Here is a 20,267-nt window from a genome sequence, read left to right as displayed (position 1 = left end):
CCGGGCGGTGCGCGTCGTCGAAGAACGGACGACAGGCGAAACCGCCCGAACCGTCGCCAAGGGGCTTTCGGCGTACAATACGGCGAAGGCCGGTCCGCCGCGCTACAAGCGTTTCGCCGTGTCGGTGCGTGACGAGCGGAACGCCATCCGCGGCGGCATCGTCGGCTACACGGTCTGGAACTGGTGCTTCGTCGAGATGCTCTGGCTTGACGAAGCGGCCCGCAGCGGCGGTCTCGGCACCGAGCTGCTGCAGCGGGTGGAGAACCGGGCCATGCGGCTGGGCGCAAGGCACGTCTTTCTCGATACGTTCAGCTTCCAGGGCGACGGATTCTATCAGCGCCTCGGCTACGAGGTCTTCGGCGAGCTGACCGATTTTCCGCCCGGCGAGCGCCGCATCTGGTTGAAGAAGGATCTTCCGTGAGTTCCAATTCCAAGGCCAAGCCATCACAGAAGGAAAGTCCGACCGAACCGTTCAAGCGGTCGGTGGCCTCGTGCATGCGCGCCATTGCCCGGCGCGAGGACCTCGAAGTGACCTATGCGGCCGACAAGCCGGGCCTTGCCGGCGACAAGGCGCGCCTGCCCGAGCCGCCGCGCAAGCTGTCGCCCCATGACGCGGCCATCGTGCGCGGCCATGGCGACGCCATGGCGCTGCGGCTTGCCGTCCACAATCCGAAGGTCCACCGCGCCATGGCACCGGACGGCCAGGCGGCCCGCGCGGTGTTCGAGGCGGTCGAGACCGCCCGCATCGAGGCGATCGGCGCCAACCGCATGGCCGGCGTCTCCAAGAACCTGACGGCGCGGCTCGAGGATCATTATCACCGTCTCGGCAAATACGAGGACATCACCGACAAGGCCGATGCGCCGATCGAGGACGCGCTGGCCCTGATGGTGCGCCAGCGCCTCACCGGCCTCGAACCGCCCGGCCAGGCCGCCCGGATCGTCGACCTCTGGCGCGAGACGATCGAATCCAAGGCCGGCAAGAACCTGGAAAACCTGGTCGGCCTCGAAAACGACCAGCGCGCCTTCGGCAAGGCCGTCCGCGACCTGCTCGTCTCCCTCGACATGGGCGACGAGAAGGGCCAAGCCGACGAGAACGACGAGGACGACAAGGACAGCCAGGAGCAGGAATCGCCCGAATCCGGCGAGAGCCCCGACAGCCAGCAGGACGAATCCTCCGACGGCATGCAGATGGAGGAATCCGAGCAGATGTCGGACGAGGCGCCCGACGGCGCCGAGGAGGCATCCGACGCCCAGGCCGCCGAGCTGCCCGACGAGAACGACATGGGCGACGCCGACGAGGCGAGCGAGCCCTGGCGGCCGAAAAATCAGGGCAGCGAGAAGAAGGGGCCCGACTATCGGCCCTTCACCGCCAAGTTCGACGAGATCGTCGATGCCCAGGATCTCTGCGACACGGAAGAGCTCGACCGCCTGCGCGCCTATCTCGACAAGCAGCTCGCCCATCTCGGCCCGGTCGTGGCCCGGCTCGCCAACCGCCTGCAGCGCCGCCTGATGGCGCAGCAGAACCGGGCCTGGGACTTCGATCTCGAGGAGGGCGTGCTCGACCCTTCGCGGCTGCCGCGGGTCATCATGGACCCGATGGCCGCGCTGTCGTTCAAGCGCGAGCGCGACACCAATTTCCGCGACACGGTGGTGACGCTGCTGCTCGACAATTCCGGCTCGATGCGCGGCCGCCCGATCACGGTCGCCGCCACCTGCGCCGACATCCTGGCGCGCACGCTCGAGCGCTGCGGCGTGAAGGTCGAGATCCTCGGCTTCACCACGCGCGCCTGGAAGGGCGGCCAGTCACGCGAGTTCTGGCTGCAGAACGGCAAGCCGGCCAATCCGGGCCGGCTCAATGACCTGCGCCACATCATCTACAAGTCGGGCGATGCGCCCTGGCGCCGCGCACGCAAGAATCTCGGCCTGATGATGCGCGAGGGCCTGCTGAAGGAGAATATCGACGGCGAGGCGCTCGACTGGGCCCACAAGCGGCTCCTGGCCCGCACCGAGCAGCGCAAGATCCTGATGATGATCTCGGACGGCGCTCCCGTCGACGATTCCACGCTGTCGGTGAACCCCGGCAACTATCTGGAGCGGCACCTGCGCTGGGTGATCGAGGAGATCGAGACGCGCTCGCCGGTCGAGCTCATCGCCATCGGCATCGGCCACGACGTCACCCGCTACTATCGGCGCGCCGTCACCATCGTCGACGCCGAGGAACTGGGCGGCGCCATGACCGAGAAGCTCGCCGAGCTGTTCGACGAGTCGACCGGCGGCGCGGAGCCGGCCGCGCCGCCGCGCCGCAAGGTCGCCTGATGCGCATGCAGGACCGCGACGGTCCGCCAGCCGCTCCGTCCGCCGAACCGCTGTCAGCGGATCTGCGCCTGTCCCGCCGCCGGCTTCTTGCCACCGGCGCCGGGGCCGCTCTCGCGGCCCTGGCCGGAGCGGGACGGGCCGCGGCCCAGCCGGCCCGCGCCGTCGGCACCGACATCACCATCCGCTCCTTCCCGATCAACGCCTTCTCGCCGGGCCAGCCGACGCGCACGGCCTTCGGCCGCCTCGAATTTCGCGGCGGCCTCGAGCTGCAGTCCGACTATCGCGGCTTCGGCGGCCTGTCCTCGATCCGCACGGACGCGACAGGCCAGCGGCTGACCGCCGTCACCGACAAGGGCCAGTGGCTCGGCGCGCGGCTCGAGACCGAGGGTGGCAAGCTCACCGGCCTTTCCCAGGCCCGCATGGCGCCGATCCTCGGGCCGAACGGCCGCCCGCTGGCCGAAACCGGCAATTGGGACACCGAGGCGCTCTGGATCGAGGGCGGCACGGCCTATGTCGGCGTCGAGCGCACGCATCGCATCTTCCGCTTCGACAGTTTCGGCCGCGACGGCTTCGCCGCGCGCGGCACCGCGATCGCGGTGCCCATGGGCAACCGGCGCCTGCCGGGCAATGGCGGCATCGAGGCGCTCGGCGTGCTGCCGCGGCCCTCGCCCCTCGCCGGCACGCTGATCGCGATTTCCGAGCGCGGCCTCAACGAACGCGGCGACATCAGGGGGTTCCTGATGACGCCGACGCCCGCCGAGTTCTTCGTCAAGCGCACCAACGAGTTCGACATCACCGACCTCGCCTTCCTGCCTGGCGGCGACCTGCTCATCCTGGAGCGCTGGTTCTCGGTCTGGCGCGGCCTCGGCATGCGCATCCGGCGCATCGACACGGCTGGCATCCGTCCCGGTGCGACCGTCGACGGGCCGATCGTGGTCTCGGCCGATCTCGGCTCGCAGATCGACAATATGGAGGGGCTGAGCGTGCACCGCGACAGCCAGGGCGAGACCGTCCTGACGCTGGTCTCCGACAACAACTTCTCGTTCCTGCAGCGCACCGTGCTGTTGCAGTTCACCTTCAAGGGCTGAACCGGAGAGCGCCGCAGCGGCATCCGAGATTCCCTCTGGAACATCGGCCCGAAGTCGTGTATAGGCTCGCGACTTGACGATTTGCGTGCCGCTGGCCCTGGAGCCCTGTGGCCCCGCTGGAGAGAGTTCCATGGCCGTTCCGAGAAGAAAAACATCGCCGTCGCGTCAGGGCATGCGCCGCTCGCACGACGCCATCAAGGCTCCGACCTATGTCGAGGACAAGGACTCGGGCAATCTGCGCCGTCCGCACCATGTCGACCTGAAGACCGGCATGTATCGCGGCAAGCAGATCCTGAAGCCGAAGGCCACCAGCAACGACTGAGCGCCGGCGGCAACGCTGCGCAGGCGACAAAAAAGCCGGTCTCGCGACCGGCTTTTTGCTTTTGTGCGGGAGGCTTGGCTCAGGCGCCGGTATCGGCCTTGAAGCCGGCCGCCTCGATGCCGGCGATCGCCGCGAGCTCGTCATTGTCCGAGGTGTCGCCGGAAATGCCGACGGCGCCGATCAGCGCGCCCGCCGCGTCGCGGATCAGGACGCCGCCCGGCACCGGCGTCAGCCGGTCGCGGCTGAGGCCGCCGAGCGCGGTGATGAAGTGCGGCCGCTCGACCGCGAATTTCTGCAGGGCGCGGCCGCCGACTCCGACCGCCACGCAGCCATAGGCCTTGCCATGGGCGATGTCGGCGCGCAGCAGGGCATTGTTGTCTTCCACCACGGTCATGCGCACCGCCCCGCGGGCATCGACGACGACCACGCCGATCGGCTTGAAATTTTTCTCGCGGGCGAAGGCCAGCGCCTTGTCGACGATGGTGCGGACCGAGGCGAGTGTCAGCTGGGTCATAGGCGTCTCCAGACAGGTATTAGGACAGCAATAAAGCCCTGCGCCATGCGCGGAACGACGGTCCTTCCGGAGCCATGGCGCAACCGGGGACGCTTGTGTTAGGCCTGCGACAATAGGCCGGCCCTGCTTGCCGGTCATGACAGGTTTCGGCCGTCAGCGGAAGGCCGGGCCGCATGGAGGACGCCAATGACCGCCCAGCTGCGTGACTTCCACAAGCCTGGCCGCTCGCCCGTCTATGCCACCGAGGCGATGGCGGCGACCTCCCATCCGCTGGCCACGGCAGCGGCCATCGAGATGATGCGGGCCGGCGGCACGGCCGCCGACGCAGCCATTGCCGCGGTGGGGGTGATGGCCGTGGTCGAGCCGCACATGACCGGCATCGGCGGCGACTGTTTCGCGCTGGTCTCGCGCCCGGGCAAGCCGATCTGGGGCTACAACGGCTCCGGACGCGCCGGGCGGGCGGCGAGCGCCGCCGCGCTGCGCGATCAGGGCCTGACCACGATCCCGATCGATTCCGTGCACGCCGTCACCGTTCCGGGCGCCATCGAGGCCTGGGAGACCATCCTGAAGACCCACGGCCGGTTCGACCTCGGCCGCGTGCTGGAGCCGGCGATCCGCTACGCCCGCGACGGCTGGCCGGTCGCGCCGCGCGTCGCCTTCGACTGGGCGGCCGACGAGGCGGCGCTCGCCAAGGACGAGGGCGCGCGCCGCCACTATCTGCTGAACGGCCGCGCGCCGCGCGCCGGCGAGCGCATGGCGAGCCCGGCCCTGGCCGAGACCCTCCAGACCATCGCGCGCGAGGGCGCCAAGGGCTTCTACGAAGGCCGGGTCGCCGAGGACATCGTCCGCACCGTCCGCGCCAAGGGCAGCGTCCTGACTCTCGAGGACCTCGCCAGCCACCATGGCACGGTCGAGACGCCGGCCCGTTCGACCTACAAGGGCGTCGAGGTGGTGGAGCTGCCGCCGAACGGCCAGGGCATCACCGCGCTGATCCTGCTCAACATCCTCGAGAACTTCGACCTGCGCAGCCTCGACCCGCAATCGCCGGAACGGCTGCATCTCGGCATCGAGGCCGCCCGCCTCGCCTATGCGGTGCGCGACCAGCACATTGCCGATCCCGCCCATATGCGCTTCAGCGTCGACCAGCTGACCAGCAAGAGCTTCGCCAAGAAGCTCGCCGCCATGATCGATCCGGGCCGGCGCACGCCGCTGCTGGTGCCGCCGCCGCCGACATCGGACACGATCTACTGCACCATCGTCGACCGCGACCGCATGGCGGTGTCCTTCATCAACTCGATCTTCCACCATTTCGGCGCGAAGATCTGCACGCCCGACACCGGCATCCTCCTGCAGAACCGCGGCGCCAGCTTCCGCCTGGAGGACGACCACGCCAACTGCCTCGGATCGGCCAAGCGTCCGATGCACACGATCATCCCGGCCATGCTGGTCGAGAACGGCGAGGTCACCACCAGCTTCGGCGTCATGGGCGGCTCATACCAGTCCTCCGGACACGCCCATGTCGTCGCCAACATGTTCGACTACGGCATGGACCCGCAGGCGGCGATCGATGCGCCGCGCGCCTTCTTCGAGGGCGAGAAAACCACGGTCGAGCCGACCTGGCCGGACGCCACGATCGCCCGGCTGGCGGCCATGGGCCACGATGTCGAGATCACCACCAAGCCGATCGGCGGCGGCCAGATGATCCGCATCGACCGCTCCGGCTTCCTGATCGGCGGCTCGGATCCGCGCAAGGACGGCTCGGCGCTCGGCTACTGAGCGCCCTTCAAACCTTTCGGCTGACCAGCCGGCCACGGCCGGCCGGTCCGCTGCGCCTGCCCTGATATTGCGCCTCGGCGGTGGCGACGCGCTGCCGGCGCGTCACGGAGGTTTCCGGCTGCGGCATCACCTCGGCCAAAAGGTGCGTGGCGAAAACCGAGGTCAGCGGCCGGTTGACGATGCGCCGCTCGATGGTCGGGCGCACCACGACGACGACCTCCTCGGTCGGCTCGGCGGCCATTTCCCGCTCGCCGCCGCTGCGCTCGTCCCGCCGCTGATCGACCGGCCGGCGGTCGGTCCAGCGTCGACCGTAGGTGATCGTCGTATCGGCACCGACGCCGCGGATCGCCATGACTGCTCCTGAATGCGACCGGCGGGATGCCGGCCGGCGTCACGGCGCAAGAGCCGTGCCCATCCGATCCGTTCCGGATTGGCACAGTGTGTTAACAACCGGCCGCTTCGCAAGCCCGCCGCAAACCGAGCCTTTGCCTGGGCGGAAGTGATCCGCGCGGGTCGATACGCTTCATTCATCATTTATGCCCGATGATGGCAGGCGGCGGGCTTAGGCCGGGGTGGATAAAGCTGTGGACAGGGCGGACGGGGTGAGCGCGGTGTCGGGCGCTCAGGATCCCGAAGCATCGATCGATCTTGGGGCGGGCGCCGCGCTGGTGCCGTCCCAGTGTGCAACCTATGAATGGGCCGTACCGTCGGACCGGCTGAGCTGGAGCGCGGAGGCGCCTGCCATGTTCGGGGTCGAGGATTTCGCGCCTTTCGGCACCGGACGCGGGTATGCGCGCATGCTGGCGGCCGAGTCGCCGGCCGGCCGCTACGAGGCGGTGGTCAATTCACCCGGCACCGATCAGGGCGAAGGCGTCGCCTATGCGATCGAATATGCCCTCTCGCCACGGCCCGGTCTCGTCCATTGGGTCGAGGATACCGGCCGCTGGTTCGCCTCCAGCGAAGGCCGGCCGCTGCGCGCCGAGGGCACCGTCAGGATCATCACCGACGAGAGCGACGCGCGCCGCCGGCATGCCGCGGCCAATGCCGTCGATCCCTTGACCGGCCAGCTCTCGCGCACCCGCTTCCTGGAGGTGCTGGCCGCGACCCTCGACGATATCGGCAAGGTGCGCGGGTCGATCGGCCTCCTGGTCGCCGGCATCGACAATCTCGCCCGCATCAACGAGGCCTATGGTTTCGACGAGGCCGACAACATCATCGCCGCCGTCGGCCGCCGCATCCGCTCGCGCATGCGCGGCGGCGACCTGATCGGCCGGCTCTCCGGCAACAAGTTCGGCATCATCATGCGCAACTGCCAGCCGGACGACATGGCGACCGCTGCCGAACGGATCCTGGCGAGCGTGCGCGACGAGGTCTTCGCAAGCCCCGCCGGCCCGGTATCGGTCACCGTCACCATGGGCGGCGTGATCGCCCCGCGCCATGCCCGCGACGCGGCCACGGCTCTCGCCCGCGCCCAGGAAGCCCTCGACGGCGTGAAGACGCGCCGGCGCGGCGTCTTCCAGGCCTACCTGCCCAATCTGGAGCGCGAGCAGAGCCGGCGCGAATACCGGCGCGTCACCGACGAGATCGTCGGCGCGCTCGAGCAGAACCGGATCAGGCTCGCCTTCCAGCCGATCGTCGCGGCGAAACCGCCCTACAGGACGGTGTCCTATGAATGCCTGCTGCGGATCAGCGCCGCGGACGGCACGCTGCTGCCCGCCGCGACCATCGTGCCGGTGGCCGAGAAGCTCGGGCTGATCCGGCTCATCGACCAGCGCGTCCTGGATCTTGCCATCGACGAGCTGGCGGCCGCCCCCGGGCTCCACCTGTCGATCAACGTCTCGCCGGCGACCGCCATGAGCCAGGACTGGGCAGATGCGCTCGCGGCCAGGGTCAAGGCATGCCCGGACCTTGCCGGCCGCCTCACCGTCGAGATCACCGAGACCGACGCCATTGCCGATGTCGAGGATACCCGCCGCTTCGTTGCCCGGGTCCAGGCGCTCGGCATGCAGGTCGCGATCGACGATTTCGGCGCCGGCCACACCTCGTTCCGCAACCTGCGCCAGCTGCGCGTCGACCGGGTCAAGATCGACGGTGCCTTCGTCGAGAATTTCGAGCGGTCGGCCGACGACCGCCACTTCGTCATGACGCTGCTCGGGCTGGCCCGCCACATGGGGCTCGCGACCGTCGCCGAGTGGGTGCCGAACGAAACGGTCGCCGAAGCGCTCGCAGCGCTCGGCTGCGACTATCTGCAAGGAGCCCATTCGGGCCTCGCCAGCGAGGCGCGGCCCTGGCGCGACCATGCCGCCCGGGCCTGAACGCTCCGCCGCATCTATTTGCGCGACAGGCTCTCGAGCTTGCGCTGCATTTCCGCGAGCTGATGCTTCAGCTCGTCGATGTCGCCGTCCTTCGGCGACGCGTCCGGCGCGGCGGCCGGGGCCGGGCGCCTATCCTCCGGCGCCGGTTCGGCGCTCGGCCGCTCCTCGCGCTTGGCGAAGGGCGAGAACATGGCGAAGGCGCGTTCGAACAGCTCCATATTGCGCCGCACATTGGCTTCGAACGGCTGGACCAGGGGATTGGCGCCGAAAGCCGAGCCGAGCTGCTGGCGCAGCCGGTCCTGCTCCTTCGAGAGGCTGTCGATCGACAGCTCCAGGAAGCGCGGCACCAGCAGTTGCATGCTGTCGCCATAGAAGCGGATCAGCTGGCGCAGGAAGGCGACCGGCAGCATGTTCTGCCCGTCCTTGTTCTCCTGCTCGAAAATGATCTGTGCAAGCACTGATCGGGTAATGTCGTCACCGGTCTTGGCATCGTAGACGACGAAATCGGTGCCTGCCTTGACCATCACGGCCAAGTCCTCGAGCGTCACGTAGGTCGAGGTGCTGGTGTTGTAGAGACGCCGGTTGGCGTATTTTTTGATCGTGACCAGGTCGTTCTTGGCCATCGTTCCCCTCGGTCTGGGTGCGGTGGCCCCGATACCGCCGCATGCCATCATTTCATCACGTTATGACGTTTCCGCACGACCTGCTACGGTTTTGTGCAGCGCCAATCGTGCATGGCTCCCGTCGTATGATCGGCTCGGTTGACACATCGCCGATATCGTCGACATGGTCTCATTCGACACAGATGCCGGCCGCGGCCTCGCGGAGGCCTGGTGAGATGAGGAGACACAAGTCATGTCCGAGCAAGTCGTCATCGTCGGCGCTGCGCGCACGCCTGTCGGTTCGTTCAACGGCGCGCTGTCCAGCCTGCCCGCCCACGAGCTCGGCGCCACCGCGATCAAGGCCGCGCTCGAACGCGCCAACGTCAAGCCGGACGAGGTCGACGAGGTCGTGTTCGGCCAGATCCTGACCGCGGGCGAGGGCCAGAACCCGGCCCGCCAGGCAGCGATGAAAGCCGGCATTCCCGCCGAGAAGACCGCCTGGGCGCTGAACCAGCTCTGCGGCTCGGGCCTGCGCACGGTGGCCATCGGCATGCAGCAGATCGCCAATGGCGATGCCAAGATCATCGTGGCCGGCGGCCAGGAGAGCATGTCCCAGGCGCCGCATGTCGCGCATCTGCGCAACGGCACCAAGATGGGCGCGCTGGAAATGACCGATTCCATGCTGAAGGACGGTCTGATCGACGCCTTCCATGGCTATCACATGGGCATCACCGCCGAGAACGTCGCCGAGAAGTGGCAGATCACCAAGGACGAGCAGGACCGCTTCGCCGTGTCCTCGCAGAACAAGGCCGAGGCCGCGCGCAAGGCCGGCAAGTTCAAGGACGAGATCGTCCCCGTCACGATCGCCAGCCGCAAGGGCGACGTCATCGTCGACACCGACGAATATATCCGTGACGGCGCCAACCTGGAGGCCATGGGCAAGCTGAAGCCCGCCTTCAAGAAGGACGGCACGGTCACCGCCGGCAATGCCTCCGGCATCAATGACGGCGCCGCCGCCGTGGTGCTGATGACCAAGTCCGAAGCCGACCGGCGCGGCCTGAAGCCGCTCGCCACCATCAAGTCCTGGGCGACCGCCGGCGTCGACCCGGCGATCATGGGCTCCGGCCCGATCCCGGCTTCGCGCAAGGCTCTGGAAAAGGCCGGCTGGTCGGCCAAGGACCTCGACCTCGTCGAGGCCAACGAGGCCTTTGCCGCCCAGGCCATCGCGGTCAACAAGGACATGGGCTGGGACACCGACAAGGTGAACGTCAATGGCGGCGCCATCGCCATCGGCCATCCGATCGGTGCGTCGGGCGCCCGCGTGCTCGTCACCCTGCTGCACGAAATGCAGAAGCGCGACGCCAAGAAGGGTCTCGCCACGCTCTGCATCGGCGGCGGCATGGGCGTCGCCCTCTGCGTCGAGCGCTGAGCCCGACGCGGCACCGGCAGCTTCGGGCAGGGGCGGTCGCCGCCCCTGCCTCCCCCCTTAAGACTTCAGGACGAAAAGACTTCCAAAAACCCGGTCCCAACAAAACCCGGTCCAACAGAGGCCGGGAACGACCAACTGACCTTCCAATAAACCAAGTGAGGGAATCATCATGGCACGAGTCGCATTGGTCACAGGCGGTACACGCGGCATCGGCGGCGCCATCTCCAGGACGTTGCACGCCGCAGGCTACAAGGTCGCCGCCAACTATGCCGGCAACGACGAGGCGGCCGCCAAGTTCAAGGCCGAGACCGGCATTCCCGTCTTCAAGTTCGACGTCAGCGACTACGATGCCTCCGCAGCCGGCGTCGCCGCCATCGAGAAGGAGGTCGGCGGCATCGACATCCTGGTCAACAATGCCGGCATCACCCGCGACGGCTTCTTCCACAAGATGACCAAGGAGCAATGGTCGGCGGTCATCCGGACCAATCTCGACAGCCTGTTCAACGTCACCCGCCCGGTGATCGACGGCATGCGCGCGCGCTCGTTCGGCCGCATCGTGGTGATCTCCTCGATCAACGGCCAGAAGGGCCAGATGGGCCAGGTGAACTATTCCGCCTCGAAGGCCGGCGATATCGGCTTCGTCAAGGCGCTGGCCCAGGAGAACGCCAACAAGGGCATCACGGTCAACGCCATCTGCCCCGGCTATATCGGCACCGAGATGGTCGCGGCCATCGATCCGGAGGTGCTGAAATCCCGCATCCTGCCGCAGATCCCGGTCGGTCGCCTCGGCGAGCCCGCCGAGATCGCGCGGGCGGTCGCCTTCCTCGCCTCCGACGAAGGTGGCTTCATCACCGGCTCGACGCTGACGATCAACGGCGGCCAGTATTTCACCTGAAGCCCTGCGCTCCCCAGCGGCGCGGAAAGGCCGGGGTCCAAGCCCCGGCCTTTTTTGATGGCGTCGACCGCCCGGCGCGTCAGTCGCGGGCTTCGCCCAGCAGCTCGGTCAGGAACGGGATCAGCGGCTCGTCCGCTGCCGGCATCGGATAGTCGCGCAGCCGTCCCGGCTTGACCCAGGCGAGGCGCTGGCCCTCGCGGCCGGTCACGGTGCCCTGCCAGCGCCGGCAGACCCAGAGCGGCATGAACAGGTGGAAGGTCTCGTAGGAATGGCTCGCGAAGGTGAGCGGGGCGAGACACGGCTCGTCCACGGTGATGCCGAGCTCTTCGTGGAGCTCCCGGATCAGCGTCTGTTCCGGCCGTTCGCCAGGCTCCAGCTTGCCGCCGGGAAACTCCCAGAGGCCGGCCAGCGCCTTGCCCGCCGGCCGCTCGGCGAGCAGGATCCGGTTGTCCGCGTCGACCAGGGCGCAGGCCACCACGAACACCATTTTCAGCGGGGCGGCGGGATCGGCGCTCACGACCGGTAGTCGCCGTTGATCGCGACATAATCCTTGGTCAGGTCGCAGGTCATCACCTTCGCCTGGCCGCGGCCGAGGCCGAGATCGGCGGTCAGCACGATCACGTCCTCCTTCATGATCCGGCTGACGGCGGCCTCGTCATAAGCGGGATCGCGCTCGCCCTCATGGGCCACGCGGATGTCGCCGAAGGAGATCGACAGCCGGTCGCGCTCGGCCGGCTCGCCGGCCTTGCCGACGGCCATGACGACGCGCCCCCAATTGGCATCCTCGCCGGCGATCGCGGTCTTCACCAGCGGCGAATCGGCGATCGACTTGGCGACCTTGAAGGCCGAGGCGTTCGACACCGCGCCCTTGACCACGACGTGGACGAGCTTGCGCGCGCCCTCGCCATCGCGCGCCACCTGCTCGGCGAGGTCGGCGAGCACCGCGTCGAGCACCTTCTTGAAACCGGCGAGCCGGCGGTCGCCGGCTTCGGTGATGCGCGGCGCGCCGCGCTTCGCGGCCGCGCCGGTGGCGAACAGCATCAGCGTATCGGAGGTGGAGGTGTCGCTGTCGACCGTCACCGTGTTGAAGGTCGTCTTGACGCCCTTGGCGAGCAGCGCCTGCAGCGCCTCGGCCGCGATCGGCGCGTCGGTGAACACGAAGGACAGCATGGTGGCCATGTCGGGCGCGATCATGCCGGCGCCCTTGGCCATGCCGTTGATGGTCACCGTCGCCTCGCCGAGGCGGGCGGTGGCGGTGGCCACCTTCGGGAAGGTGTCGGTGGTCATGATGGCGCGCGCCGCCTCCATCCAGGCATCGGCCTTGCCTGCAGCGAAGGTGCTGTCCAGCACGCCCTCGTATTTGTGCGCATCGAGCGGTTCGCCGATGACGCCGGTGGAGGCGAGGAACACCTCGCTCTGCTTGCACCCGGCCGCCTTGGCCGCGATCTTGGCGGTGAGCGCCACGGCCTCGCGGCCCTTCTTGCCGGTGAAGGCGTTGGCATTGCCGGAATTGACGACGAGCGCGCGGGCGGTGCCGCCGGCAAGGTTGGCGCGGCACCAGTCGACCGGCGCCGACGGGCATTTCGACCGCGTGAACACGCCGGCGACCGTGGTGCCCTTGGCGAGGCCGACGGCCAGCACGTCAGTGCGGCCGCTGTAGCGGATGCCGGCCTCGGCGGTGGCGAGCGTCACGCCCTCGATGCCGGGCAGCACGGGGACCGTCTTGGGGGCGAGCGGCGAGACGGGAGGCACGAATTTGGCCATGGACTTCATTCCTCGAGGGCGCAGATCTTCGGCAGGCTTGTCGTCAAGCCCTTAGCCGATCGCATGGATCGCGCAAAGCTGGATGACGGTTGGTCAGGGCTGCATGCCGGCCGATCAGAGGATGCGGCCGCGCGCCCGCCAGATCGCCGCGTTGAGTTCGCCGCCGAGCACGAAGATGGCCGCGATGTAGTAGAGGAAGACCAGCGCCACCATGCCCGAGGCGAGGCCCGCATAGGTGTTGACGTAGTTCTGGACGAAGCTTGCGATATAGCTGCCGAACAGCGTGCCGCCGATGAGCCAGAGCACAAGGGTCACCGCGACCCCGGGCATGACGTCGACGAAGCGCCGCCGGCCGGCCGGCAGGAACAGGTGCACGATGGTCAGGGTGACGATCAGCACCAGGGACGCGGCCGCCACGCGGATGAACAGCACGATCCAGCCGAACGGCGCAAGCCAGGGCACGAAGCGCACGGCGGTCGCCCAGAGCAGCGGGCCGAGCACGACGAGCACCGCGACGACCAGCAGCGCCACCGCGCCGACCAGCACGTAGCCGATCGATTCCAGTCGGCACATGTACCACCAGCGCGTTTCGCGCGCGTCATAGGCGCGGTTGAGGCCCACCCGCAGGGCCTCGACGCCGTTCGAGGAGAAATAGACCGAGAGCAGCACGCCATAGGTCAGGAGGTCGGTGCGGAAGGTGGTCAGCACCGTGCTGAGTTCGTGGGCGATCGGCCGCGCCACGGTCTCCGGCCAGGCTTCGAACAGGAGCTGAGTCACCGTGTCGGCATAGGCCTTGGAGCCGAACAGGCCGCCCATGGCCGTGACCACGATGAGGAACGGGAACATCGACATCAGCCCGTTGAGCGCGATATGGCTGGAAATCGCCCAGCCATCGTCCTCCAGGAACTGTTCACAGGCGTCCCAGGCGATTTTTGCGGCGTTGATGATCATTCCGCTTCCTGTTCCAGTGACTGTCCGTGTCGACTGATGCGGGAAAGAGCTCGCCACGGCAAGAGGGCCGGCCGGCGCCGCGCCCGCGCGATCGGGGTGTTTGACCTTGCGGCGGCGAGCCGCCATATGCCGGTCATGAGCGCTCCGCTGCAGTTCGACCGTACCCTTCTTGGCGTCCGCCGCCGGCGCGCGGCGCGCGGCGAGCCCGCCGATTTCCTCATCCGCCACGTCGCGGAGGATCTGGCCGACCGACTTGGCCTGGTGCAGCGCAGCTTCACCCGCATCGTCGATCTCGGCTCGCCCACGGACGCGCTGCGCGAGGCGCTCGCCGGCCGCGGGCTCGCCATGCCGATCGGCACCGAGACCGTGCCGGCCCTCGCGCCGCGCCGCGCCGCGCCCGTCGTCGCCGCCCACCACGACGCCCTGCCCTTTGCCGGCGCCAGCCTCGACCTCGTCGTCTCCGCCCTGGCGCTGCAGCTCGTCGACGACCTGCCGGGCGTCTTCGTCCAGGTGCGGCGGGCCTTGAAACCCGACGGCCTGTTCCTCGCCGCCCTGCTCGGCGGCGAAACCCTGACGGAGCTGCGCCAGGCCTTCGCCGAGGCGGAAAGCGAGATGGAGGGCGGCCTGTCCCTGCGCGTCGCTCCCTTCGCCGATGTCCGGGACATCGGCGCGCTGCTGCAGCGCGCCGGCTTCGCCCTGCCGGTGGCCGATGCCGACAAGCTGACCGTGCGCTACGGCGACGTCTTCGCCCTGATGCGCGACCTCCGGGCCATGGGCGCCGCCAACCCGCTCGCCCAGCGCCGGCGAACGCCGCTCAGGCGGGCCACCCTGATGCGCATGGCGGACATCTATCACCAGCGCTTCGCCGATCCCGACGGCCGGATCCGCGCCACGTTCCAGGTCATCACCCTGTCCGGCTGGTCGCCGCACGAGAGCCAGCAGCAGCCCCTGAAGCCCGGCTCGGCCAAGGCCCGGCTCGCCGATGCGCTGAACGCGATCGAGCTGCCGGCCGGCGAGAAGCCCGGCGGCTGAGCGGCTCGACAGACCGGGCCATGCCGCCCTACTGTTCATCCCACCCAAAACGATTGAACGGATCGGGACGACGTCCATGGACATGACAGGTTCGCAGCGCATCGAGGCCCCGCGCGAGGTCGTCTGGGAGGCGCTGAACGATCCCGAGGTGCTCAAGCAGTGCATCCCCGGTTGCCAGAGCATGGAGCGATCGGGCGATCACGGCTTCAATGCCAAGGCCGTGCTCAAGATCGGCCCGGTCAAGGCCACCTTTTCCGGCTCGGTGACCCTCTCCGACATCGATGCCCCGAACGGCTACACCATTACCGGCGAGGGCAATGGCGGCGTCGCCGGCATGGCCAAGGGCGGCGCGACCGTCCGCCTGGAGCAGGAAAGCGAAACCGTCACCGTCCTGCACTATGACGTGAAGAGCCAGATTTCCGGCAAGATCGCCCAGCTCGGCTCGCGCCTGATCGACGCGACGGCGAAAAAGCTTGCCGGCGAATTTTTCGAAAGCTTCGGCAAGGTCGTGGCCCCGCCGCCCGAGGGCGAGCAGCCGACCGAAGCCAAGAAGAAGTGGTGGAGCTGGAAGAAAAACAGTTGAAATAGCGATTGGCGAGTAGCGAATGGCGAGTAAGAGTATCCCCTCACCCGTCGCTTCATCCCTACTCGCTGCTTGCCAACTATTTCCCGTCCCAGGCGGGCCGCGGAATGGCGTCGATGTCGTAGGGCGTGACCTCGTAGAGCGCCTTGATCCAGTTGGTATAGATGTGGGCCGTGTGCCGCCAGGTGTTGCGCGGCGCCTGTGCCGGGTCGTTGCCGGGGAAATAGTGCCGCGGCAGCGGCCATGACGGGTCCCGCGCGACGTCGCGGCCATATTCGACGCCGAGCGTCTCGGTGTCGTATTCGGGATGGTTCAGGATGTAGAGCCGGTGCGGGCAGGACGGTGCCGTCGGGCTGCCGGCCATGCTCTCGGCGAGGATATTGGGCCCTGCCTCGTCCGAATCCGCGACGATCTCGATCGCATCGTGCTTGAGGATGTCCTCCCGCCGCGGGCTTTTCCAGCGCGACACGGGAACCGGAAACGTGTCGGGAAAACCGAACAGGATGCCGGTCCGGTCCGAGACGATGCGGTGCTCGAACAGGCCGAACAGCTTCTGCCGGCCCTTGTAGCTCTCGACATCGTGGAAATGTTTCAGAGCCGCCTTCGCCGCCCAGCACAGGAACAGCGAGGACAGGACATGGGTCTGCGACCATTCCAGGATGTCCTGCACCTCCGGCCAGATCGTCTCGTCGCTGACGCGCTCCTTGAGCGCATTGACGCCGGTGACGATCAGGCCGTCGAACTTGCGGTCCTTGATCTCACTCCAGCCGGAATAGAACTTGCGGATATGCTCGGCCGGCGTGTTCTTGGTCTCGCGCCCGGCATGGACGTCGCGCACATAGCCGTCGGTGGTGGCGAAGGTGATCTTCACCTGCAGCATGGTGTTGCCGAGCCAGAGCGCCAGCTGCCGCTCGGTCGTCTGCTTGTCGGCCATCAGGTTGATGATGGCGATCTCCAGCGGCCGGATGTCCTGCTTCTCGGCCTTCGCGCGCTCGATCGCCAGCGACGTGCCGAGCGAGGGCAGGAAAGGATGGATCGCTTCACTGTTGACGATGACCGGCATGACAATCCTCGGCGCGTGTCGGGCTCCTTGGCCCTCGCTCAGGCCCGATATGGGGGCGGGCGCGAACGAGGGAAGCAAAACGACACGTTTATCGATCGGTTGCTCGTGTCCCTCTGGCCCCGGCATTTGCACCCGTCCGCCGGCGAAGGCAAGCGAATGTCGGTCCCGGGGCACGGCGCGGCGGCCGGGCCGCCGGCAGCCTCGTTCCGCGGCAGCCGGCCGATCTAGCCGGCGCGACGCTCGATCGCTTCCATATCGGCATCCGACAGGCCGAAATGATGACCGATCTCGTGCACCAGCACGTGGGCGATGATCGCGCCCAGCGTGTCGTCGTGCTCGGCCCAGTAGTCGAGGATCGGACGGCGATAGAGCCAGATCATGTTGGGCATGGCGGCGGTGAGCTGCTCGGAGCGGAACGGCAGGCCGATGCCCTGGAACAGGCCGAGCAGGTCGAAATCGGTCTCCGCCCCGAGATCCTTCAGCACCTCCTCGGTCGGAAAGTCGTCGACCTGGATGACGAGCCCGGCGCAGAGCTTGCGGAAATCCTCCGGCAGCCGGCCATAGGCATCGTTCGCCAGGGCTTCGAAGGTCTCGAGATCCGGCGCCTTCAGCGCCGCCAGTTGATCATGGGAAAGGGTCATGGCCTTGCATGTATCGCGAGGGATCGGACCTATTGGATATAGGTGATGTAGAGATAGATCAGGCAGCCGACCGCACCGATGACGGCCAGGGCCCGGCCGACCCGCTTGCCCCAGATCTCGGCCGGGTCGGTGCTCTCGTCCTTGGCCGAGAAGAAGTCGGCGCTGCGCTGCAGCAGCGAGCCAAGCACGGTTTCCGACTCGCGCTCGACCCGCTCGAGCGCGCGCCGCGCCTCCTCCTGCCGCTCGCGGTCCTGCCGGCTGCGATGATCGTCCTGTGCCATGAGCGCCGATCCTAGCCCGGATCGGGCCGGTCCGCCATGGCCGGCTGCCGGCCAAGCCTTTCACCGGCAAGGAGAAAAGTGCGGGGCGGCCGGCCGCTGGCGGGGGCTGCGGCGCTCGGCCGCGGCCGGCAAGGGATTGGTATGATCTTCGCGGTAGGCTCTGCCTCCAAACCGGAGACCACGGATGATCGTCAGGCCCGCCGCGCCGCTCACCGCCGCTGCCCTCGTCGCCGCCACCCTGGCCTTGCCCGGGCCCGCCGCGGCCGGCTTTTTCGGGCGCTCCTCCGACGATCCCGTCATCTACCGGCCGATCGTCAGTCCGCGCGTCTATTATTACCAGCCGCCGCGCGCCGACGAGGTCCTGCCCGCCCCGCGCCACCGGCTGAGGACATCGGGCGCCTGCCGCATCCCGAGCCATCACGCCGTGCGGCCGCTGCGGCGCTGCCGCTGACCCGGCGCCTCCGCCTCAATCGTCCATGCCGACGATGGCGCGGGCGAAATCCCGGGCAGCGAAGGGTTCGAGGTCGTCGATGCCCTCGCCCACCCCGATGAAATGGACCGGCAGGCCGAAGCGGGCCGCCACCGCCACCAGGATGCCGCCGCGCGCGGTGCCGTCCAGCTTGGTCATGACGAGGCCGGTGACGCCGGCCGTGCGACCGAAGGCCTCCACCTGGGTGATGGCGTTCTGGCCGGTCGTGGCATCGAGCACCAGCAGCACCGAGTGCGGTGCATCAGGGTCGATCTTGCGGATCACCCGCAGCACCTTTTCCAGCTCGGCCATCAGCTCGGTCTTGTTCTGCAGCCGGCCCGCCGTATCGAGGATGAGGATGTCGGTGCGGGCCTGCTGCGCGGCCTTCATCGCGTCGAAGGCGAGGCCGGCGGCGTCCGAGCCCTGCTCGCGCGCGATGACCGGCGTGCCGGTCCGCTCGCCCCAGACCTTCAGCTGCTCGATGGCGGCCGCGCGGAACGTGTCGCCGGCCGCCAGCATGACCGACCTGCCCTCGGCCCGGAATTTCGCGGCGAGCTTGCCGATCGTGGTGGTCTTGCCCGATCCGTTGACGCCCACCACCATGATCACGAATGGCGCCTTGCCGGCCCCGATGGCCAGGGGGTGGGCGACCGGCTCCAGCACCTTCTCGATCTCGGCGGAGAGCACGCTGCGCACCTCCTCGGGAGCGATGTCCTTGCCGTAGCGGCCCTTGCCCAGCGTCTCGGTGATCTTCGCTGCCGTGTCGACGCCGAGATCGGCCTGGATCAGCAGGTCCTCGAGCTCCTCCAGCGTCGCCCCGTCGAGCTTGCGCTTGGTGAAGACGTCGGTGATGCCGCGGCCGAGCTTGGAGGAGGTCCGCGACAGGCCGTCGCGCAGGCGCTGCCACCACTTCTTTTTCGGCTCGGCGAGGGATGCCGGCACGGCGGGCGCCTCGGCGGGGGGTGCGCTGGCCACCGGCGCGACCGGCACGGCCGGCTCGCTCGGCGGCATCTCCGGCTGCGGCGCGGCATTCTCCTCGCGTCCGAACAGCCGCTTGAAGAAGCCGCTCTTCTTCGGCTCGTCGGACTTCGACTCATCCACCATGGCAGGCGATCTCTGTTGTCCGGCGGCGCGGGCCGTGCGCCGTTGACGGGATCAGGTTGATTTCGGCAGCCCCGTGCGGCGCCAAGGGCGCGCCGCCGGCGGAAGCGTGTTGACTTCGGCTACCCCTTAGGGCGATCGGTGATGCCGATGCAAGCGCCGAACCCGCAAAGCCCCGGACATCCCGCCGTCGACGACCCCTTGGGTCTGCTCCCGCGCGTCCTCCACCGCGACGCCATGATGCTGATCATCGACAAGCCGGCAGGCTTGCCGGTGCACAAGGGGCCCGGCGGCGGCGCCAATCTGGCCGACCATCTCGGCAGCCTGCGTTTCGGCCTGCCGCGCGATCCCGAACTGGCGCACCGGCTCGACAAGGAGACGTCCGGCTGCCTGGTGCTCGGCCGCCACCGCAAGGCGCTGGCCCGGCTCACCGACCTGTTCAAGGCCAACCAGATCGACAAGACCTATTGGGCGGTCGTCGAGGGCGGCCCGCAGGCGGAAACCGGCACGATCGATCTCGCCATGGCCCCGCGCGATCCGAAGCGCGGCTGGTGGATGAAGATCGACCCGAAGGGTCAGCCTGCCGTCACCCGCTTTCAGGTGCTCGGCCGCGGCGGCGGGCTGACCTGGCTGGCGCTCGAACCCGTTACCGGCCGCACGCATCAGCTGCGCCTGCACTGCCAGGCGTCGGGCTTTCCGATCCTCGGCGATCCCATCTATGGCCATGCGCCGCGCCGCGGCGGACCCGGCCTTCACCTGATGGCCCGCGCCATCGCCATTCCCTTCGACGCCAGGAAGCCCGCCGTGACGGCCACGGCGCCGGCGCCCGGCCATATGCAGGGCGCGCTCGCCGCCTGCGGCTGGACGGAGGCCTGACCAGACCTGCCGGGCCGGCGAGGCCGGCGCCTGCTTCCAGCGCATGGCGAACCATCGGGAGCGCCGGCGGCACTGGCCTCGGCCCCGCCCGCCTGTCATAGAGGGATCCTCGTCTCTTCCTTCGGCCGCTGCGTGGTGTGGACCGCCGGCGAGGACGGAGCACCTCAACCATCGACCGTGCGGGCGCCGCCGGCGACCGTCGAAGACTTGCCGATGCCCGACCTTCGGAGGGTTCGCTTTTTGCGTTCG

At 68.5% G+C, this 20,267-nt stretch carries 22 protein-coding genes; 12 read left to right on the top strand and 10 right to left on the bottom strand.

Features of this window, described 5'->3' with window-relative positions; translation table 11 throughout:
* Positions 1 to 7 precede the first annotated feature (7 nt).
* From OZ671_RS10875 to rpmF, 4 genes are all read left to right on the top strand, one after another.
* On the top strand, positions 8 to 421 hold the full coding sequence (locus tag OZ671_RS10875; RefSeq protein ID WP_268860772.1) for a GNAT family N-acetyltransferase: 414 nt from the start codon (positions 8 to 10) through the stop codon (positions 419 to 421).
* The gene (cobT, locus tag OZ671_RS10870; protein ID WP_268860771.1) at positions 418 to 2,316 is read left to right on the top strand and encodes a cobaltochelatase subunit CobT; all 1,899 of its coding nucleotides are present in this window, start codon (positions 418 to 420) and stop codon (positions 2,314 to 2,316) included. The genes OZ671_RS10875 and cobT overlap by 4 nt, the downstream gene beginning before the upstream one ends.
* Positions 2,316 to 3,404 (top strand): esterase-like activity of phytase family protein, encoded by a 1,089-nt coding sequence (locus OZ671_RS10865; RefSeq protein ID WP_268860770.1) that lies wholly within the window; start codon positions 2,316 to 2,318, stop codon positions 3,402 to 3,404. The genes cobT and OZ671_RS10865 overlap by 1 nt, the downstream gene beginning before the upstream one ends.
* 130 nt (positions 3,405 to 3,534) lie before the next feature.
* Positions 3,535 to 3,726 (top strand): 50S ribosomal protein L32, encoded by a 192-nt coding sequence (gene rpmF / locus OZ671_RS10860; RefSeq protein WP_038303221.1) that lies wholly within the window; start codon positions 3,535 to 3,537, stop codon positions 3,724 to 3,726.
* 79 nt (positions 3,727 to 3,805) lie between these two features.
* Here rpmF and OZ671_RS10855 read toward each other — a convergent pair whose 3' ends face one another.
* Positions 3,806 to 4,240, bottom strand: coding sequence for a GlcG/HbpS family heme-binding protein (locus OZ671_RS10855; protein ID WP_268860769.1), 435 nt, complete (start codon positions 4,238 to 4,240; stop codon positions 3,806 to 3,808).
* Positions 4,241 to 4,426: 186 nt separating this feature from the next.
* On the opposite strand from OZ671_RS10855, the gene ggt reads away from it, so the two are divergent.
* Positions 4,427 to 6,016, top strand: a complete 1,590-nt coding sequence (ggt, locus tag OZ671_RS10850) for a gamma-glutamyltransferase (protein WP_268860768.1) — start codon at positions 4,427 to 4,429, stop codon at positions 6,014 to 6,016.
* 7 nt (positions 6,017 to 6,023) lie between these two features.
* Here the strand turns inward: ggt and OZ671_RS10845 are convergent, their stop codons facing one another.
* On the bottom strand, positions 6,024 to 6,368 hold the full coding sequence (locus OZ671_RS10845) for a hypothetical protein (RefSeq protein WP_268860767.1): 345 nt from the start codon (positions 6,366 to 6,368) through the stop codon (positions 6,024 to 6,026).
* Positions 6,369 to 6,600: 232 nt separating this feature from the next.
* On the opposite strand from OZ671_RS10845, the gene OZ671_RS10840 reads away from it, so the two are divergent.
* The gene (locus OZ671_RS10840; RefSeq protein WP_268860766.1) at positions 6,601 to 8,331 is read left to right on the top strand and encodes a bifunctional diguanylate cyclase/phosphodiesterase; all 1,731 of its coding nucleotides are present in this window, start codon (positions 6,601 to 6,603) and stop codon (positions 8,329 to 8,331) included.
* 14 nt (positions 8,332 to 8,345) lie between these two features.
* Here OZ671_RS10840 and phaR read toward each other — a convergent pair whose 3' ends face one another.
* Complete coding sequence (gene phaR / locus OZ671_RS10835) at positions 8,346 to 8,954, bottom strand: polyhydroxyalkanoate synthesis repressor PhaR (protein ID WP_268860765.1); 609 nt, start codon at positions 8,952 to 8,954, stop codon at positions 8,346 to 8,348.
* Positions 8,955 to 9,186: 232 nt separating this feature from the next.
* Here phaR and OZ671_RS10830 point away from each other — a divergent pair, with 232 nt between their 5' ends.
* Together OZ671_RS10830 and phbB are read left to right on the top strand one after the other, a co-directional pair.
* Positions 9,187 to 10,362 carry an acetyl-CoA C-acetyltransferase gene (locus tag OZ671_RS10830; RefSeq protein WP_268860764.1) on the top strand — a complete coding sequence of 392 codons (1,176 nt, stop codon included), beginning with the start codon at positions 9,187 to 9,189 and terminating at the stop codon, positions 10,360 to 10,362.
* A gap of 169 nt (positions 10,363 to 10,531) precedes the next feature.
* Positions 10,532 to 11,257, top strand: coding sequence for an acetoacetyl-CoA reductase (gene phbB, locus OZ671_RS10825; protein ID WP_038303228.1), 726 nt, complete (start codon positions 10,532 to 10,534; stop codon positions 11,255 to 11,257).
* A 79-nt stretch (positions 11,258 to 11,336) separates the two neighbouring features.
* Here phbB and OZ671_RS10820 read toward each other — a convergent pair whose 3' ends face one another.
* The 3 genes from OZ671_RS10820 to OZ671_RS10810 all read right to left on the bottom strand — a co-directional run bounded on the left by OZ671_RS10820 (position 11,337) and on the right by OZ671_RS10810 (position 13,972).
* On the bottom strand, positions 11,337 to 11,744 hold the full coding sequence (locus OZ671_RS10820; protein WP_328286355.1) for a (deoxy)nucleoside triphosphate pyrophosphohydrolase: 408 nt from the start codon (positions 11,742 to 11,744) through the stop codon (positions 11,337 to 11,339).
* A 26-nt stretch (positions 11,745 to 11,770) separates the two neighbouring features.
* A complete protein-coding gene (gene argJ, locus OZ671_RS10815) occupies positions 11,771 to 13,021 on the bottom strand; it encodes a bifunctional glutamate N-acetyltransferase/amino-acid acetyltransferase ArgJ (RefSeq protein WP_268860763.1) in 1,251 nt (416 codons plus the stop codon).
* 114 nt (positions 13,022 to 13,135) lie between these two features.
* The gene (locus OZ671_RS10810) at positions 13,136 to 13,972 is read right to left on the bottom strand and encodes a YihY/virulence factor BrkB family protein (protein WP_268860762.1); all 837 of its coding nucleotides are present in this window, start codon (positions 13,970 to 13,972) and stop codon (positions 13,136 to 13,138) included.
* A gap of 126 nt (positions 13,973 to 14,098) precedes the next feature.
* Between OZ671_RS10810 and OZ671_RS10805 the strand changes: the two genes are divergently transcribed.
* Together OZ671_RS10805 and OZ671_RS10800 are read left to right on the top strand one after the other, a co-directional pair.
* On the top strand, positions 14,099 to 15,004 hold the full coding sequence (locus tag OZ671_RS10805) for a methyltransferase domain-containing protein (protein WP_442957071.1): 906 nt from the start codon (positions 14,099 to 14,101) through the stop codon (positions 15,002 to 15,004).
* Between the two features lie 76 nt (positions 15,005 to 15,080).
* On the top strand, positions 15,081 to 15,587 hold the full coding sequence (locus tag OZ671_RS10800) for a CoxG family protein (protein WP_268860761.1): 507 nt from the start codon (positions 15,081 to 15,083) through the stop codon (positions 15,585 to 15,587).
* 79 nt (positions 15,588 to 15,666) lie between these two features.
* On the opposite strand, the gene OZ671_RS10795 is transcribed toward OZ671_RS10800, so the two are convergent.
* The 3 genes from OZ671_RS10795 to OZ671_RS10785 form a co-directional block, all read right to left on the bottom strand.
* Complete coding sequence (locus OZ671_RS10795) at positions 15,667 to 16,650, bottom strand: homoserine O-succinyltransferase (RefSeq protein WP_268860760.1); 984 nt, start codon at positions 16,648 to 16,650, stop codon at positions 15,667 to 15,669.
* Positions 16,651 to 16,874: 224 nt separating this feature from the next.
* Positions 16,875 to 17,291 (bottom strand): metallopeptidase family protein, encoded by a 417-nt coding sequence (locus OZ671_RS10790; RefSeq protein ID WP_038303235.1) that lies wholly within the window; start codon positions 17,289 to 17,291, stop codon positions 16,875 to 16,877.
* A gap of 29 nt (positions 17,292 to 17,320) precedes the next feature.
* On the bottom strand, positions 17,321 to 17,572 hold the full coding sequence (locus OZ671_RS10785; RefSeq protein WP_268860759.1) for a hypothetical protein: 252 nt from the start codon (positions 17,570 to 17,572) through the stop codon (positions 17,321 to 17,323).
* Between the two features lie 184 nt (positions 17,573 to 17,756).
* On the opposite strand from OZ671_RS10785, the gene OZ671_RS10780 reads away from it, so the two are divergent.
* A complete protein-coding gene (locus OZ671_RS10780) occupies positions 17,757 to 18,023 on the top strand; it encodes a hypothetical protein (RefSeq protein WP_268860758.1) in 267 nt (88 codons plus the stop codon).
* A 15-nt stretch (positions 18,024 to 18,038) separates the two neighbouring features.
* On the opposite strand, the gene ftsY is transcribed toward OZ671_RS10780, so the two are convergent.
* Positions 18,039 to 19,145 carry a signal recognition particle-docking protein FtsY gene (ftsY, locus tag OZ671_RS10775; protein WP_268860757.1) on the bottom strand — a complete coding sequence of 369 codons (1,107 nt, stop codon included), beginning with the start codon at positions 19,143 to 19,145 and terminating at the stop codon, positions 18,039 to 18,041.
* A 147-nt stretch (positions 19,146 to 19,292) separates the two neighbouring features.
* Between ftsY and OZ671_RS10770 the strand changes: the two genes are divergently transcribed.
* Positions 19,293 to 20,018: an RluA family pseudouridine synthase gene (locus OZ671_RS10770; protein WP_268860846.1), complete on the top strand. Its 726-nt coding sequence runs from the start codon at positions 19,293 to 19,295 to the stop codon at positions 20,016 to 20,018.
* The last annotated feature ends 249 nt before the right edge of the window (positions 20,019 to 20,267 follow it).

The organism is Phreatobacter sp. AB_2022a, from assembly GCF_026847585.1.
Classification (GTDB): Bacteria; Pseudomonadota; Alphaproteobacteria; order Rhizobiales; family Phreatobacteraceae; genus Phreatobacter.
Note: the sequence above shows the minus strand (reverse complement) of the source record. Positions and strands in the feature narration are given on the sequence as shown.

What these genes read in the sequence shown, in the direction of transcription:
- OZ671_RS10800 (WP_268860761.1), top strand. Translation starts at nt 15,081, where the DNA reads ATGGACATGACAGGTTCGCAGCGCATCGAGGCCCCGCGCGAGGTCGTC.
- OZ671_RS10790 (WP_038303235.1), bottom strand. Translation starts at nt 17,291, where the DNA reads ATGACCCTTTCCCATGATCAACTGGCGGCGCTGAAGGCGCCGGATCTC.
- OZ671_RS10810 (WP_268860762.1), bottom strand. Translation starts at nt 13,972, where the DNA reads ATGATCATCAACGCCGCAAAAATCGCCTGGGACGCCTGTGAACAGTTC.
- phaR (WP_268860765.1), bottom strand. Translation starts at nt 8,954, where the DNA reads ATGGCCAAGAACGACCTGGTCACGATCAAAAAATACGCCAACCGGCGT.
- ggt (WP_268860768.1), top strand. Translation starts at nt 4,427, where the DNA reads ATGACCGCCCAGCTGCGTGACTTCCACAAGCCTGGCCGCTCGCCCGTC.
- OZ671_RS10805 (WP_442957071.1), top strand. Translation starts at nt 14,099, where the DNA reads ATGCCGGTCATGAGCGCTCCGCTGCAGTTCGACCGTACCCTTCTTGGC.
- phbB (WP_038303228.1), top strand. Translation starts at nt 10,532, where the DNA reads ATGGCACGAGTCGCATTGGTCACAGGCGGTACACGCGGCATCGGCGGC.
- argJ (WP_268860763.1), bottom strand. Translation starts at nt 13,021, where the DNA reads ATGGCCAAATTCGTGCCTCCCGTCTCGCCGCTCGCCCCCAAGACGGTC.
- OZ671_RS10770 (WP_268860846.1), top strand. Translation starts at nt 19,293, where the DNA reads ATGCAAGCGCCGAACCCGCAAAGCCCCGGACATCCCGCCGTCGACGAC.
- OZ671_RS10845 (WP_268860767.1), bottom strand. Translation starts at nt 6,368, where the DNA reads ATGGCGATCCGCGGCGTCGGTGCCGATACGACGATCACCTACGGTCGA.
- OZ671_RS10855 (WP_268860769.1), bottom strand. Translation starts at nt 4,240, where the DNA reads ATGACCCAGCTGACACTCGCCTCGGTCCGCACCATCGTCGACAAGGCG.
- OZ671_RS10795 (WP_268860760.1), bottom strand. Translation starts at nt 16,650, where the DNA reads ATGCCGGTCATCGTCAACAGTGAAGCGATCCATCCTTTCCTGCCCTCG.
- OZ671_RS10820 (WP_328286355.1), bottom strand. Translation starts at nt 11,744, where the DNA reads ATGGTGTTCGTGGTGGCCTGCGCCCTGGTCGACGCGGACAACCGGATC.
- rpmF (WP_038303221.1), top strand. Translation starts at nt 3,535, where the DNA reads ATGGCCGTTCCGAGAAGAAAAACATCGCCGTCGCGTCAGGGCATGCGC.
- OZ671_RS10865 (WP_268860770.1), top strand. Translation starts at nt 2,316, where the DNA reads ATGCGCATGCAGGACCGCGACGGTCCGCCAGCCGCTCCGTCCGCCGAA.
- ftsY (WP_268860757.1), bottom strand. Translation starts at nt 19,145, where the DNA reads ATGGTGGATGAGTCGAAGTCCGACGAGCCGAAGAAGAGCGGCTTCTTC.
- OZ671_RS10830 (WP_268860764.1), top strand. Translation starts at nt 9,187, where the DNA reads ATGTCCGAGCAAGTCGTCATCGTCGGCGCTGCGCGCACGCCTGTCGGT.
- OZ671_RS10780 (WP_268860758.1), top strand. Translation starts at nt 17,757, where the DNA reads ATGATCGTCAGGCCCGCCGCGCCGCTCACCGCCGCTGCCCTCGTCGCC.
- OZ671_RS10785 (WP_268860759.1), bottom strand. Translation starts at nt 17,572, where the DNA reads ATGGCACAGGACGATCATCGCAGCCGGCAGGACCGCGAGCGGCAGGAG.